Raw genomic sequence first — 16,192 nt, forward strand, 5'->3', positions numbered from 1 at the left:
CTGCCAATTAAAAATCCCAGTGAATCAACCATCTTACCTGGTTAACTTCACTGGGATTATTTATTATTAATTTTTAAATATATCATTCAGCCTATTTAATATTAAAAATTCTTCTGATTCTGGCAACTCGTGGTCCTAAAATCTTATCAGCTAATGATGTCTTCAAAACTAGGTAACCGTAAATCACACCACCCAAGCCGGCTTCTAGTATTAGAACTACAACCGAAATGATTCTATCGGAGTTACCAACGAAACGAAAGACGATCCAATTGACTAATATTACTGAAACAAACATGATCAACGAGAACAATATAATGCCACTGATGCGGCGTGAGAGACGGCCAGTATCAAACGGATAAATTTGGTGCAACTTGCGTACCATTAGCCAGCAAACGACACCCATACCAATACTTGTCGCTACTAATGGTCCAAATTCATGAAATAGCCAAATCATTGGCAATTGAGCAACGACTTTCGCCAGGAAGCCATAAACAAAGTATTTGATAGCTAGTCTGTTACGATATAACGCCTGCAAAACGGCTGACAAAACCGTGAACAATCCTAGCAATATGGAGATAATTGCTGAGAATTGTAACATCAAGACCCCTAAAGAATCATAACGATAAAAAGTCGTCCAAAGCGGTTGTGCAACGGCGTACATCCCTAATGAAGCAGGAATCATAACGAAGAAGAACAATTCAATCGTATTGGAAATTTGACCCTCAATTTTTTCCTTATTACCTTTAGAATATAAGCCAGATAAAATTGGGACGGCTGTAACAGCCATAGCAGTCGATAAGGATACGATAATCATAATCAATTTATTTGCTTGAAAACCAAATAAAGAGTAGTAGTTATCCAACTGTGCCCCTGTAGCGTTGACAAACATCCTCATGAATTGATTAAAGGTTGATTGATCGAATAGATTGAAAAAAGTAATCCCTGCATCGAGAATGATGAATGGCAAAGCTTGTTGAAAAATTTCACGGGTGAAATTATTTTCATTCACATCAGCTGCTGGTTGACCATTCTGTGATAATTGTCGTAGTTTTGGTAATCGTCTTAGTAAGGCTAAGATCAAAATTCCAATCGCTACAGCCGCTCCAATAAAGGCAGCAAAAGTTGATTGGACCACGGCATTAATATAACTGCCCTTATTAACCACCATAATGATATAAGTTGCCAAAAGCATATAAATCACACGGGCAATCTGTTCAATAAATTGAGAAATGGCAGAAGGTGCCATATCAGAATATCCTTGCAGGTAACCTCTTAAGATACTCAGAATAGGAATAATCAAAACAGCAATCGCTAATGACTTAATAACTGGAATACTTCGTGGATCACCATCAGTAAAAATCGTTGCTAAAACCGGTGCGCCAAAGTACATGATTGCGGCAAAGATCACACCCATGAAAGTCATGATCCGTAGACCGTGTTTAAATAATTTATTACCTGTTGCATATTGATCCAGTGCATTATAATGTGAAATTTGTTTCGAAATTGCGCCAGGAATTCCGGCTGTTGAAACAATCAGAAACAAACTGTAAATATTATACCCTTTCGCAAATAATGCATTAGCTGCTGGATAATACGATCCCATCCATGCCATCCAAGGAATGATATAGATTGCACCTAAAATTCGAGAAAAAATGCTACCGGCTGTCATCCAAGCTGACCCTTTTAACATGGTATCTTTCGATGAAACCTCTGGGTCTAAGACTGGCAACACTTCTTCTTCATTATCATGGCTATTGTTTACGCCCAAATCTTGCACCACCTTAAAAACTATCCATTTAATTATAGCAAAGTTATCTTCCTAAAAATTTTAAATTACACTTTATTTCAATAAAAAGCAATATATTTTCCAAAACATTATGCTAACTTGACAGATTGCATAAATTGTAAAGCGTCTTTAAAAACAAATCATGCTAAAATATTTCTGTCGGATGGATCAACAATTCTATTAATACACTCACCTAATAGGCACTTTTTGCAATTATTCAAGAATTGAAATTCCCTCAAAATAATATATATTATCAGTAGTTATACACACTCTACAAAATAGGCAACGCTTGATGCCATTCGACCATCAAAAAAGGACTTCGGAAATTCCCGAAATCCTTTTTTTATTTTCTCATTATTTAACAACAATGTTGACGATCTTATTAGGAATTACAATCACTTTAACAACATTTTTATCAGCAATGAATTTTTGAACTTTCTCATCATTAAGAGCTAATTTCTCTAATTCATCTTTAGGTGTACCATTAGCAACTTCGACTTTATTTCTCAATTTACCATTAACTTGCAGAATAATTTCTACGGTGTCAGAAACCAATTTCTTTTCGTCATATGTAGGCCATTGGGCATAAGAAATTGATTCAGTATGACCAAACTTACTCCATAATTCTTCCATCATATGTGGAGCAATTGGAGCCAACAATTGAACTAATCCTTCGGCGTATGCCTTTGGCATTGTATCGACTTTGTGAGCTTCATTAACGAAGACCATCATCTGTGAAATGGCAGTATTGAAATGCAAAGCATCGTAATCTTCGGTAACTTTCTTAACTGTTTCATTATAAACTTTATCAAGTTTACCATCGTTAGAATCTGTTAGATAGTCATCCTTGAGTGTACTGTAATCGTCATCGTTGATGAACAAGTTCCAAACACGATCCAAGAATTTAGCTGAACCTGACAAACCGTTTTCAGACCAGGCAATTGATGCATCCAAAGGACCCATGAACATTTCATAAGTTCTTAAAGTATCAGCGCCATATTGTTCAACTACGTCATCAGGATTAACAACGTTACCTTTTGACTTAGACATCTTCTCATGACCCTTACCGAGGATCATTCCTTGATTAAATAGCTTTTGGAAAGGTTCTTTAGTTGGAACTACGCCCAAGTCATACAATACTTTATGCCAGAATCTAGCGTATAACAAGTGAAGAACAGCATGCTCAGCACCACCGATATATAGATCAACTGGTAACCACTGTTTCAACAAGTCGTAGTCAGCTAGTTCTTTATCATTATGTGGATCAATATATCTCAAGTAGTACCATGATGAACCAGCCCATTGTGGCATGGTATTAGTTTCACGGCGACCTTTTCGGCCATTCTTATCAACTACATTGACCCAATCGGTCAAGTTAGCTAATGGGCTTTCACCAGTACCAGATGGTTTAATATCTGAGTCCGCTGGTAATTTAAGTGGTAATTCATCTTCAGGAACAAGTGATGTTGTACCATCTTCCCAATGAATAACCGGAATTGGTTCACCCCAGTATCTTTGACGGGAGAAGACCCAATCACGCAAGCGATAATTAACTTTCTTTTCACCAAAACCTTTATCTTCAAAGTATTCGACAGCTCGTTGAATAGCATCTTCTTTGTTCAATCCATCTAAGAAATCAGAATTGATGTGCTTGCCATCACCAGTGATTGCTCCGTTATCCAAGTCACCTTCAATAACTTGAGTCATTGGTAAATTAAACTTCTTGGCAAAGGCAAAATCACGGTCATCATGAGCTGGAACGGCCATAACGGCACCAGTTCCGTATGTGACTAAGACATAATCTGAGATCCAAACCGGAATCTTTTTACCATTAACAGGATTGATCGCATAAGCACCAGTGAAGACACCCGTCTTTTCATCATTCAAATCTGTTCGGTCCAAATCAGACTTATGAGAAACTTCTTCTTTGTAAGCTTCAACTGCGGCTTTTTGTTCAGGTGTCGTAATCTTATCAACTAATTTATGTTCTGGGGCCAAGGTCATATATTCTACACCAAAGATCGTATCTGGTCTTGTAGTAAAGATATTAACTGAATCATCGCTATCGGCAATATCGAAAGTAATTTGAGCTCCAACGGAACGGCCGATCCAGTTTCTTTGCATTTCTTTGATATTTTCAGGCCAGTCAATATCATCTAAATCATCCAACAAACGGTCAGCATAGGCTGTAATCTTAAGCATCCATTGACGCATTGGTTTACGAACAACTGGGAAGCCACCACGTTCAGTTTTACCATCAATAATCTCTTCATTAGCTACTACGGTACCTAAATCAGGTGACCAGTTAACGAGAGTTTCTGATTCATAAGCCAAGCCTTTTTTGTACATCTGTTCAAAAATCCATTGTGTCCACTTGTAGAATTCTGGATCAGTTGTACGAACTTCACGGTTCCAATCATATGAGAAACCAAGTGAATTGATTTGACGTTTAAAGTTTTGAATATTCTTTTCCGTAAAGTCAGCTGGATTATTACCAGTATTCAAAGCATATTGTTCAGCAGGCAACCCAAAAGCGTCAAAACCCATTGGATGCAAAACATTATAACCTTGAGCACGCTTCATTCGAGCAATAATATCTGTTGCTGTATAGCCTTCAGGATGTCCGACGTGTAGACCTTGACCTGATGGGTATGGGAACATATCCAAAGCATAAAAGTTCTTCTTGTCTGGATCTGTTGTTGTCTTAAAAGTATCGTTTTCCTTCCAATACTTTTGCCATTTCTTTTCTACCGTATTGTGATTGTACATATTCTTCCTCCTACAAAAAAAGTCCTATGATTATAATTAATCATAGGACGAGTTATCGCGTTACCACCTAAGTTCCGTACTAAAATATAGCACGACTCTTGAAATCCTTAACGAGGATTAAACGTAGTCACTTACTTAAAGTTCAGCGACTAGCATTCGTGGACGAGTTCGAAAATGAGGACTTGCGTATTCACATCACCATACGCTTTCTGAAAAGTCGCTTCATATTCTACTACTTCCGTTTTGTTATATTCTATACCAATAATCTTTGGCCGACAACCAATAAATCGGAATTCAAGTTATTCAATTGGCGAATGTTGCTAACCGTAGTACCTGCTTGTGAAGCAATCGAATCGATCGTATCGCCGCTTTGAACTGTTACCGACTTAGTATTATCACCTGAATCACTGGAATTATTATCTGAGTAATCATTTTGAACATTAATTGATGATGAATCGGAATCAGAATCTTCCGATGGAACATACTTCTTGACACCGTTTCGTTCATCTTGAACTACGACTGGTGCTTGTTGACTGCCATATGCGTCGCCAACATTATTAGTATCATTAGTATTTTCAGCGGTACTCAAGTTACTTGTGGACAAGGCTTGACCATTGGAACCGATAATTTGTGTAACCGTCAAAACTTTACCTGGGTAGATGTAATTGTTTGACTTCAAGTTATTCAAGGACATTAAGGTATCAGTCGTCATATTGAATTTATCGGCGATTGATTGCAAAGTATCACCTTGAGCAACAGTGTATGTTTGATCTTTATCAAGCGGTGTATCATATTGAGTCAAGTTGTACTTTTCAATCATACTATTTAACTTGTCACCGTATGTTGTATCGGTTGCATAACGACCTGTCAAATACTTCGTAGCATCTTCATATGACTTGGTATTGCTCTTCCAAGCACCAGCATACATTTGGGTATTGCCAGAAGTTCCACCACGAAGCAACGATACATAGTCTTCAAGTGATTCTTTATATGATGGGTATTTTCTGAAGTTAGAGTTGATAGAATAAAGATTGCCAGTTCCATCATCCTCTTGAGTACCCATATTGACTGATTCACCTTTATAATCACCTTTGATACCAAAGAGATTGTAATTAGGTGAACTAGCAAGGCCACTAGTACCCCATCCACTTTCGACCATTGCTTGAGCAATCATAACTGAAGCATAGAGGTCGTTATTTGCCGCTAATTTACGGGCAGAATTGCCAATGTAATCGAGAAATTGTTGATCTCCCGCACCTTTAGAAGTAACTGGTGTAGTAACCACAGCAGCATTTTGATTCAACAAATTGTTAACTGACAAAGCCTCAGCTTTAACAGGTGTTGCGACAGAAACATTTGCAACTTCAGCAACGACAGCCCCCACAAACATACTTGAACCCAAAATAGTTAAGTTTTTGCGCAAGTTTGCATTCTTTAGTTTTTTATTATTTAATCTAGTCAATCGACTATCTTCGATTTTACGTTCACGACGTGTCATAATCATAGATATCAACTCTCCTAAAGATCCTTATACTTTATTATATTTCTTAATAAAAACTTAAACAATAGTGAGACAAATAATAATGAAAAAAATTCAAAAATTATCTATCTTAAATACACTTTTATTAATTATCTTTATATTTTGGACCTTCAATGTTGTTTTAAAGACAAATTTAATTAAAAATTTTGATAATACTTTGATTAATCAAATTTATCATCACAACAATTTCAGCTTGAGCTTTTTTAGACCACTCACCAATCTTGGAGATACTTATCCAACCATCGCCATCGCCGCAATTTTCTTTCTATTATTAATAATAAAAAGATATTATTATGCCGGAATCTTCCTCGTTGTCAACAAAGTTGTCATCTCGAGTTTGAACAGTTTGATCAAAACTCTAGTCGATCGTCCTCGTCCCAGTCATACCCATTACGTTTCGGCCGGTGGATATAGTTTTCCAAGCGGTCACTCTGCTAGCTCATTTGCCCTCTATATCTCTATTTTAATTATCAGCTTATTCATCTTCAAAAAGTTGAGTTCAAAACTGATCATTAGTACATTATGTATTTTGTTAGTCATCCTAATCGGGTATAGTCGTATCTTCTTAGGTGTTCACTACCCTAGCGATGTCCTCGGCGGATATCTTCTGGCAGCTACTGTAGTAACTTTCAACACACTATTATTTAGATCCCAGAACCTTTTTATTCTTCCACTCAAAGGCATTAAGAACTAAACCCAATACTAATAATACTAAAGTTACAAGGTAAATGTTGTGCAATCCAGAAAAAAGAATTTGTCGCATTTTGGGTAAAAGCTGATGTGGCAAGGAATTAGCCGTCTGTGGATCGATCAATTTATTCATCATATCAACGGTAATATTCTTATTTTCGGCGGCACCTTTAGCCAAAGCGGCATTTAGGACAATTCCATAGACTGACACCATCATTGATTGACCAATTGTACGCAATAAAGTATTAAAACTAGTAGCAACACCGACGTTTTCTGGATCAACAACTGTCTGAGCAGTTACCGTCGTAGTCGTGATCGTCAAACCAAATCCTAAACCGGCAACAGCTGCTAGTGAACAGAAGTACCAAAATGGCGTAGTAGGACCGGCGGCCAACAATAAACCATTAGCGATTGCTAAAAAGAATAAACTAATGTAAATGACACGGTTGGGTGCCATTTTTTTTATCAACGTTCCTGCCCAAAATGATCCAAAAATCCAAATGATCGAACTAGGTGTGACCGCAAATCCCCCCATCGAAGGACTCAAGCCTAAAATTCCTTGCATCCAAGTGGGAATATAAGCTTCAAAACCAATTAAGAAACCACTGACCAATAGCGCTAAGATATTCTGAATGACGAAAGTCTTATTATTGAACAATTCGAGCGGCAAGATTGGATCCTGGACCCGTTTTTCAACTTTGATAAAGATAAATACGGAAATAATTGAAACTGCCACTAATCCCAAAGGAAGCAACAAACTGCTTGTACCAAGACTTTGTAAAGCTAACATCAGTGGTAATAAAACTAAAATCAACAAGATTGTTCCTAAATAATCGATCTTAATTTTTTCGTGTTCTGTTTTCTCTTCTTTAAAGAAAATCCATATCAAAGCAATCGTAATCAAACCCACTGGCAAATTGATCAAAAAGACCCAATGCCAGCTCAACTTTTCAACGATAAAACCACCTAATAGCGGTGCAATAACTGCCGCGATTCCCCAAGCTGAACCATTCAAACCTAGAACCCGAGCGCGTTTCTCTAACGGATAAATATCAGCAATGATCGTAAAAGTTAATGGTTGGATTGCCCCTGAACCGATACCTTGAATCACACGAGCCAAAATCAAAGTTAACATTGAATTCGACATCGCACACAAAGTTGAACCGATAACGAAAATCACTAAACCAATCAATAAAACTGGTTTTCGGCCTACAACGTCAGATAACTTTCCGTAAATTGGCGTTGCTACAGCAGTCATCAATAAATAAATTGAGAAAACCCAATTCATCAAGCTGACTCCGTGCAAACTCCCGATAATAGTCGGCATAGCGGTCGAAACAATCGTTCCTTCAATTGCCGTCATAAATGTTGCGATAAATACAGCAATCGTTACGATCACCACATTTGATTGATTTTTTCGTGCCATTAATTAATTCCCTCCATAAAAAAAGAGACCTTCCCTAAAGTTAAACTTTAAAGAACGCCTCTGTAATCACCGATTAAATTTTCAAGAAACTCTTAATATCATCTACTTTATCAAGTTTTTCCCATGGTAAATCGATATCTGTACGTCCGAAGTGACCATATGCGGCCGTCTTCTTATAAATTGGTCTTTGTAGATCAAGCATTTTAATGATACCTAGGGGACGTAAGTCGAAGAACTTATTGATAACTGATTCAATTTGTTCTTCGGAGAAGTCACTAGTACCAAATGTATCCACATGAATTGAAACTGGTCTTGCCACACCAATGGCATAGGCAATTTGAATCTCGACTTTGGCCGCTACTCCAGCAGCGACAAGGTTCTTAGCGATATATCTAGCAGCATAACTTGCTGAACGATCGACTTTAGTAGCATCTTTACCTGAAAAGGCACCGCCACCGTGACGGGCAAATCCACCGTATGTATCAACGATGACTTTACGGCCAGTTAATCCGGAATCGCCTTCTGGACCACCGATAACAAAACGTCCCGTAGGATTGATCAAAATCTTAGTCTTGTCATCGAGCATGTTCTTAGGCACAACTTCGTCGATCACATATTGTTTGATGTCCTTTTGAACTTGTTCCAAACTAGCCTCAGCTTTGTGTTGAGTACTTAAAACAATTGTATCAACACGAACTGGATGATCGTTTTCATCATATTCGATAGTAACTTGTGACTTTGCATCAGGCATTAAGTATGGAATCGTTCCGTTTTTTCTGACTTCAGCAGTTTTTCTCATTAACTTATGAGCTAATGAAATTGGCAATGGCATGAACTCTTTTGTTTCGTTAGTAGCAAACCCGAAAACAAAACCTTGGTCGCCGGCACCGATTTGATCCAAAGGATCTTTATCATCGTTACCACGATCTTCTAAGGCATCATCAACACCTTGGGCGATATCAGGAGATTGTTCATCTAGTGCAACTAATACGGCACAGCTATTACCATTAAAGCCAGGATTTTCACCATCATAGCCAATATCGGTAATTGTTTTACGTACAACACTTTGAATATCAACATATGCAGAAGTTGAAATTTCACCAACAACTAGCACTAAACCAGTTGTAACAGTTGTCTCGCAAGCAACACGTGCATCTTTGTCCTTTGCTAAAATAGCATCGAGAATTGCATCACTTATTTGATCAGCAACTTTATCTGGATGTCCTTCTGAAACTGATTCAGAAGTAAATAAATAATTTTTTGACATTTTCTTTCCACCTTTTCGGTTACAGGGCTTCTCCTTTAAACAAAAAAAGGATCCCATCAGGAACCTCTTAATAGGTTAACACAAACTAAATGTATTTTCATGAAAAAAATCGGTTTGACGTTAATCTTTTTCTACATTAATATATTTTTATGAGTCAAAGGAGTGCCTATGGATAAGTTAAAATCAAAAAAGATATTACTATCTTTCATTGAGTTCATCAGTTATCATATTTTCCCATTCATCTTTATTTTTATACATGACCTACACAATTATTCAATTAATGGTTATCTAATTATCATGGTAGCTATGGTGGCAATATACAAAGAGTATCTCTTAAATTTAAATCCCAACCGATATTTTCATATTCTTTATAGCGTACTCTACCTATTATTAGCGATCTTAGCCTTACATTCGTTGAATCCGCTCGTGATAATTCTGGTTTTTACGCAATTAGTTTTCTTATACCTAGTACGCTACTTACCTGAAAATTATCAAAATTTAGTTTCATTAGTTAAAGATTTTATTGTTCCTAGTTTCATCTCAACCGCCTTGGCTTTCAACTACATGCATTTTATTTCGGTCAACTTCATCATTCCCTTGCTGCTAGTCAATCTGGCAACGGTCCTGATCAATTACTTTAACGGAACTAAATTGGATTATGGCGAATTATTGGCCATCTCAGTTTTGTGTTTTCTCTTATTCTTGCTAAATTATATCAATCTATGGACGACGCTAATTATTATCTTGTTCGTTGTCAGCATGTGTCTGTTGAAAAAATATCAACATTTTACACAAACAAATCTCTTCTACCGTGTCATTGGCAATCTAATTTTGATAATATAATAATAAACGTTATTGGAATTTTCAATAGCGTTTTTTAATTGCAAAAAAAAATGATATCAAGAATTGATCTTGATATCATCAAAGTGTTTTTGGAATGGAGGATACAGGGATCGAACCTGTGACCTCCTGCTTGTAAGGCAGATGCTCTCCCAGCTGAGCTAATCCTCCAAAATGACTCCTACGGGATTTGAACCCATGTTACCGCCGTGAAAGGGCGGTGTCTTAACCACTTGACCAAGGAGTCATATAACTAATTTGTTGTTGCGCTCTCTCAAGCACAAGAAATATAATACAATAATAATAAAGGTGTAGCAAGCTTTTTTTTCAATTTTTTTGAATCTTTTCAAAAAATAGGAGGATAATAGACTTTTAATGTGCAAAATTACTTTGAATCAGCTGAAACAATGGACTTAGCTCAAGATATGTTAGGTCATACCTTTACGTATCGCTCAGCCCAAGGAACTTTTTCGGGATTAATTGTAGAAACGGAAGCTTATTTGGGACCAATCGATATGGCGGCTCACAGTTACAATGGTCGTCATACTGATGCTAACGACCCACTCTATCAAGCCGGAGGAACTATTTATATTTATTCGATTCACAGCTGGCTTGACATGGATATCAGTATTCAAAAAGCTGGTACTCCTAACGGAATCTTGATTCGGGCTTTGGAACCACTTGAGGGCCTTGAACAAATGGAATTGAACCGCAATCGTACTGGTTTTGAAACAACCAATGGACCTGCAAAATGGATGGCCGCTTTTGGAATCAAAGATAAGTCGCTGTCTGGAACTATGTTGAATGAAAATAACTTTATTTTTTCCGACAAAAAAGTCCAGACTCCCCAAAATATTTTAGCCACACCTCGAATCGGCGTGAAAAATAAGGAACCCTGGACTTCTAAAAATATGCGTTTTATTGTTGAAGGCAATCCTTATGTTTCCAAATTGCCAAAACGTGATATGAATCTTGAAACTCATGGTTGGTTATAGACGATCGCTACGAGCTCTCAATGCATAAAGAATTGCGACGGTATCGACTACTTCTTGAGACAGAGCACCAAAAATCGTTGGAATAAAGCCAAAGGCAGCGATCACCATCAAGGCAGTACAGATAAAAATACCAATTAAAACGGCTTCACGGGCAATTTTCATCGTGTCGTGAGAAATTTTTACTGCTGTGCTGACCTTACTCAAATCATCTTGTAAAATAACGGCATCCGCTGATTCACTAGCAGCATTGGCCCCTTTATATCCCATCGCAATCCCAACATCGGCTAAAGCCAGTGCTGGTGCATCATTGACCCCATCACCAACCATAATAGTTGGATGATATGCTTGATCCAAATTGCTGATAATTTTAACTTTATCTGCGGGCAAACTTGAAGGATATGCTTTTGTAATTCCGACTTCTGAAGCGACCATTTCGGTGGCTTCTTTTTTGTCCCCGGAAATCATCAAGATATTTTTAATACCAAAATTCTTTAACTTCTCAATTGTGGACTTCGCTTCAGGACGAATTTGATCTAACAAGCTATAAACCCCAGCATATTGGCCATCGATTGAGACATAGACACCAGAACCCTTAACTTCTTCCACTGTTTCATCGGTCACGAATTCACCTTGGCCGACTTTAACAACATGGCCTTCAATGGTTCCTATGATACCAGCTGCTGTAACCTCTTTTAAATCTTGAGCATTATGCAATGGAAGTTGTTGATTCTTAGCGTAATCGACGATAGCTTCTGCCATAACATGACTGGAATTTTGTTCAATTGAAGCTGCGTAACTGGCAACAGTATCTTTACCAAAATTGTTAGCAGTCTTAAATTCATCGACGACTAATTTTCCACGCGTAATGGTCCCCGTCTTATCAAAAGCCACTGTTTTGGCAGAGTTCAACTTTTCCAAAGCCGTTCCTGACTTGACAATGATTCCGTTGCGGCTAGTGCGACTCATCCCCGAAACAAAGGCAATTGGAGCCGCCAAAATCAAAGGACAAGGTGAAGCAACAACTAAGACTTGCGCAATTCTAACTGGATCTTTGGAAAAATACCAAGCCAAGCCGGCAATCAAGTATGCCACCAAAGTAAAAGGCACCGCATAGCGATCAGCTAAACGAACGAATCTGGCGGGATGAGTTTCCGATTCCTTAACCAACTTCACAATTGCTTGGTATTCAGAGTCAGCGGCAACTTTTTCCGCTTGAATTTTAAAGGGATTTTCACCGTTGATCGATCCCGACATGACCGCTGAACCTTCTTGGATGTTAACCGGTACAGATTCCCCTGTCAGTGAAGATTCATCAACTTCTGAAGCACCCTCAATTACCGTACCGTCAACGGGAACTTGTTCTTTGGGACGAATCAATAATTCATCACCAATTTTTACTTCATCAATATCAATATCTTTGATATTGCCATTTTCAAGCAAGTGAGCATTGGAAGGTGTATTATCCAGCAATGATTTCAGCTCGCTTTTGGCCTTGTTGGCAGCATATTCTTCCAGAGTATCACCACCGGTCAACATCAAGAGGACAATCCAACCAGCCCAGTATTGACCCAAGGCAATCGTCGCCACAATCGCAGTGATTGCTAACAGATCGACCCCAAAGTTACCAGACTTCAAGACCTTGATCATGTCAACAAACATTATCAAAGCTAACAACGAACCCAAAATACTGATGATCAACTGGGCATAGCCTGCCATGTGGAGACCAAATTCCAAAATAGCGGCAATTACCCCAATCGTCAAAGTACCGTACAATTTAATTTTGTCAGAGTTCATAAATATACACCCCTCTCAAATATAATTATATCTTTACCATGATTATACCTGCTTTAAATAAAAAATGATAGTCTTATTTGGAATGATTCTCATTTAATTATCATTTCAAATAAAGGCCTAATTCGGACTACAAAAGTAGATTTTTAACTTATTGCTGCAATTAGCTTAATTGGAAAGAAACTCATTTAAGTGTAATTGTATTAAAATGCCAAATTTAAGGCAAAGAAAAAGGTAGATATTTTTAGACTGAAATATCTACCATCAAACCTTAAAATTTAACTGTTGAAATCCTTATCTAACTAGCTTGTCCCAAATAACTACTTGCTGTTGTCTTAAAGATTTTTGGACATCGACTATTCTTTGATTAGATGAACCTCTGAATTGCAAAGTTAAATCCTTCTTTCTCAATAAAAAGCGTCCATCAACTAAAATGTCTAACAACGACAATAATTCTAATTTATCGTCAGACTCTTTCATCAACTCATCCCAAGAATATCCTGTCCACGACCAAATATCCTTCCTGTGCCCAAATTCCTTCCGGATTCGCTTGCATAACGATAGACAGACTTCAGTATTTAGAAATGGTTCCCCACCTAATAAAGTCAATCCTTGAACATAGCTTTGGCTCAAGTCCTGGATGATCCTATCTTCAAGTTCTTGTGTATAAGGCTTCCCATATCGAAAATCCTGTGCCGCAACGTTATAACACCCGGGACATCTAAATAAACAGCCTGAAACATAGAGACTGCAACGAATCCCCTCTCCGTCGACAAAGTTGAACGGTTTATAATCAGCAATTCTTTTAAGACTGTGGTCCGCGCTCAACCATTCTTGCGGAGTCGGATTGTTTGGCTCTCTCATATTTTGCCGCATGTTTTATCATCTCCGTATCCATATTCTTCTTCCGTGAAGCAATTTCCATATGTCGTCCGTGAATCATTGGCCGCTGCTGGGGATTGCCCAGATAACCACAAGTACGCTTTACGACATCACAGAATTGTGGATCATGATTCCCACATTGGGGACAGACGAAACCTCGAGCCGTTGCATTGAATTCACCATTAAAGCCGCATTTGAAACACTTATCAATGGCCGTATTTGTTCCCAAATATCCGACATGATCATAAGCCCAATCCCAGACTGCTTCCAAAGCTTTGGGATTTTGTCGCAAATTGGGATATTCACAGTAATGAATAAAACCACCTGAAGCGTACTTGGGAAATACTTCTTCAAAACTCAATTTTTCAAACGGTGTGGGATGCTTTCTCACATCAAAGTGAAAACTATTGGTGTAATATTCTTTTTCCGTGATGTTGGGAATCGAACCAAATTTTTTCAAATCATCACGGCAAAAAGTATCGGTCAAAGATTCGGCTGGAGTTGAGTACAGACTGTAGTGATAACCAGATTCTTCAGCCCACTGATCGCATTTTTCCCGCAAAGCTTTAGTAATTTGTTCAGCAAAATCGTGAGCCAAAGGATCATTTTCCCACTTATCGCCATAAAAGGCCGTACAAACTTCATACAAACCAATATAGCCTAACGACACAGTGGCACGTTGATTTTTAAATAATTCATCGACACTTTGGTCCTTTTTTAAACGTTTGCCAAAAGCTCCATACATATAGAGCAACGGTGCATTCTCCGGTTTGGCCTGTTTCGTCCTTTCAATTCGGTATTGCAAGGCCATATGACAAATGCGCATCTTTTCCTCAAAAATTTGCCAGAATAATTTCTGGTCGCCATTAGCTTCCAAAGCGATTCTAGGCAAGTTTACCGTTACAACGCCTAAATTCATTCGACCCGAATTGACCTCTTTGCCAGATTCATCTTGCCAACCTTGTAAGAAAGACCGACAGCCCATCGGAGTTTTAAAGCTACCTGTCAATTCCTTGATCTTGTCGTACATTAATAGGTCAGGATACATTCGTTTAGTCGAACATTCTAAAGCCAATTCTTTGATATCGTAATTAGGATCTCCAGGTTCCATATTCAGTCCCCGTTTGAGTGTAAAGGTTAGCTTGGGGAAAATTGCTGTCCGATGTTCCTGACCCAAACCTTTGATTCTAATTTTTAAAATTGATTTTTGAATCTCTCGTTCGATCCAATTAGTACCTAGGCCAAAATTGATTGTCGTAAACGGAGTTTGTCCTTGTGAGGAATAAAGCGTATTGATCTCATATTCCAGTGCCTGCATGGCATCATAAATATCTTTTTGAGTCTTTTCACAGGCAAAAGCAGTTTGCTTATCGGCCGCAATCCATTTTTGAGCATCTTGTAGATGCTTTTGATAATTGAGTTTTGCATAGGGCGCTAATAACTGGTCAATTCGATTGGCGGAACAACCACCGTATTGCAAAGAAGCTACATTAGCAATAATCTGCGACATTTGAGCTGTTGCCGTTTGAATTGAACGCGGGCTTGAGACCCAAGCATTACCAATCTTGAAACCATGACTTAACATCTCATCAAAGTCGATCAGACAACAATTAGTTTCTGGTGTCACTGGCGAATAATCGAGGTCGTGCCAATGAATATCGCCACGTAAATGCGCCTTTGCAACAATTTCAGGCAACATTTTTAACCCCATAGCTCTGCTGGCAACACCGGCTTCTAAATCACGCTGAGTATTAAAAATATTACTATCTTTATTAGCATTCTCGTGAACCATATCTTCATTACGATCAAAAAGTTTTTCAATATTGCCTTGTACATCAGTCGCTTGCTCAAAAAGAAGTTGATCCTGTTGTGAATAATTCTCATATGCTTGTGCCTGATCATTTGCTCCAGCAGCGACCAAACTCTCCAAAATAAACCTGTGAATTTGTGAAGTTGTAATCATATCAAATTCACCAAGCTGTGAGACCAAACTCTCAATCAAGGCCTTTTTTTGTTGACTTGTTAATCCTAATTTATTTAGAACAAATTCAATTTTATATGGATAAAAATCAGTTTGTACTCCACACTTTTTTTCAACTCGGAGCCCAATTAAATTATCCAGCTTTGAAGTCATATTTTTTCCTCCCCATCTGAAAAAAATCAAATCATCGTCATTGATCAAGTTCATTCTACAAAATATAAAACA

11 protein-coding genes, 2 tRNA genes, 1 riboswitch and 1 other annotated feature are annotated in these 16,192 nt (G+C 38.0%); of the genes, 3 read left to right on the top strand and 10 right to left on the bottom strand.

Annotated features, from left to right (window positions below; all coding sequences use genetic code 11):
* Nucleotides 1–91 precede the first annotated feature (91 nt).
* The 3 genes from ACG72T_RS11605 to ACG72T_RS11615 all read right to left on the bottom strand — a co-directional run bounded on the left by ACG72T_RS11605 (nucleotide 92) and on the right by ACG72T_RS11615 (nucleotide 6,059).
* The gene (locus ACG72T_RS11605) at nucleotides 92–1,690 is read right to left on the bottom strand and encodes a polysaccharide biosynthesis C-terminal domain-containing protein (RefSeq protein ID WP_395266337.1); all 1,599 of its coding nucleotides are present in this window, start codon (nucleotides 1,688–1,690) and stop codon (nucleotides 92–94) included.
* Between the two features lie 450 nt (nucleotides 1,691–2,140).
* Entirely contained in the window at nucleotides 2,141–4,555 is a 2,415-nt protein-coding gene (leuS, locus tag ACG72T_RS11610; protein ID WP_395266317.1) for a leucine--tRNA ligase, read from the bottom strand.
* Between the two features lie 40 nt (nucleotides 4,556–4,595).
* Nucleotides 4,596–4,811: a binding site (T-box leader), on the bottom strand.
* Nucleotides 4,809–6,059 carry a glucosaminidase domain-containing protein gene (locus tag ACG72T_RS11615; RefSeq protein WP_395266318.1) on the bottom strand — a complete coding sequence of 417 codons (1,251 nt, stop codon included), beginning with the start codon at nucleotides 6,057–6,059 and terminating at the stop codon, nucleotides 4,809–4,811. (Overlaps the previous feature by 3 nt.)
* 79 nt (nucleotides 6,060–6,138) lie before the next feature.
* Here ACG72T_RS11615 and ACG72T_RS11620 point away from each other — a divergent pair, with 79 nt between their 5' ends.
* A complete protein-coding gene (locus ACG72T_RS11620; protein WP_395266319.1) occupies nucleotides 6,139–6,789 on the top strand; it encodes a phosphatase PAP2 family protein in 651 nt (216 codons plus the stop codon).
* On the opposite strand, the gene ACG72T_RS11625 is transcribed toward ACG72T_RS11620, so the two are convergent.
* Together ACG72T_RS11625 and metK are read right to left on the bottom strand one after the other, a co-directional pair.
* Nucleotides 6,736–8,211, bottom strand: coding sequence for an MDR family MFS transporter (locus ACG72T_RS11625; RefSeq protein ID WP_395266320.1), 1,476 nt, complete (start codon nucleotides 8,209–8,211; stop codon nucleotides 6,736–6,738). The genes ACG72T_RS11620 and ACG72T_RS11625 overlap by 54 nt on opposite strands.
* 73 nt (nucleotides 8,212–8,284) lie before the next feature.
* Entirely contained in the window at nucleotides 8,285–9,478 is a 1,194-nt protein-coding gene (gene metK / locus ACG72T_RS11630) for a methionine adenosyltransferase (RefSeq protein WP_395266321.1), read from the bottom strand.
* A riboswitch (SMK box riboswitch) is annotated at nucleotides 9,476–9,554 on the bottom strand. It overlaps the preceding gene by 3 nt.
* Nucleotides 9,555–9,646: 92 nt before the next feature.
* On the opposite strand from metK, the gene ACG72T_RS11635 reads away from it, so the two are divergent.
* Nucleotides 9,647–10,321 (top strand): hypothetical protein, encoded by a 675-nt coding sequence (locus ACG72T_RS11635; protein WP_395266322.1) that lies wholly within the window; start codon nucleotides 9,647–9,649, stop codon nucleotides 10,319–10,321.
* A 95-nt stretch (nucleotides 10,322–10,416) separates the two neighbouring features.
* Here ACG72T_RS11635 and ACG72T_RS11640 read toward each other — a convergent pair.
* Nucleotides 10,417–10,489, bottom strand: a tRNA-Val gene (locus ACG72T_RS11640).
* A 4-nt stretch (nucleotides 10,490–10,493) separates the two neighbouring features.
* Nucleotides 10,494–10,565: transfer RNA gene (locus ACG72T_RS11645), tRNA-Glu, on the bottom strand.
* Nucleotides 10,566–10,695: 130 nt separating this feature from the next.
* Between ACG72T_RS11645 and ACG72T_RS11650 the strand changes: the two genes are divergently transcribed.
* Nucleotides 10,696–11,313, top strand: a complete 618-nt coding sequence (locus ACG72T_RS11650) for a DNA-3-methyladenine glycosylase (RefSeq protein ID WP_395266323.1) — start codon at nucleotides 10,696–10,698, stop codon at nucleotides 11,311–11,313.
* Here ACG72T_RS11650 and ACG72T_RS11655 read toward each other — a convergent pair.
* From ACG72T_RS11655 to nrdD, 3 genes are all read right to left on the bottom strand, one after another.
* Nucleotides 11,308–13,107 (bottom strand): heavy metal translocating P-type ATPase, encoded by a 1,800-nt coding sequence (locus ACG72T_RS11655; RefSeq protein WP_395266324.1) that lies wholly within the window; start codon nucleotides 13,105–13,107, stop codon nucleotides 11,308–11,310. The genes ACG72T_RS11650 and ACG72T_RS11655 overlap by 6 nt on opposite strands.
* 291 nt (nucleotides 13,108–13,398) lie before the next feature.
* On the bottom strand, nucleotides 13,399–13,980 hold the full coding sequence (gene nrdG / locus ACG72T_RS11660; RefSeq protein WP_395266325.1) for an anaerobic ribonucleoside-triphosphate reductase activating protein: 582 nt from the start codon (nucleotides 13,978–13,980) through the stop codon (nucleotides 13,399–13,401).
* Nucleotides 13,910–16,120 carry an anaerobic ribonucleoside-triphosphate reductase gene (gene nrdD, locus ACG72T_RS11665; protein ID WP_395266326.1) on the bottom strand — a complete coding sequence of 737 codons (2,211 nt, stop codon included), beginning with the start codon at nucleotides 16,118–16,120 and terminating at the stop codon, nucleotides 13,910–13,912. Before nrdD ends, nrdG begins: the two co-directional genes overlap by 71 nt.
* Nucleotides 16,121–16,192 lie beyond the last annotated feature (72 nt).

This window comes from Companilactobacillus sp. FL22-1 (genome assembly GCF_043951805.1).
GTDB lineage: Bacteria > Bacillota > Bacilli > Lactobacillales > Lactobacillaceae > Companilactobacillus.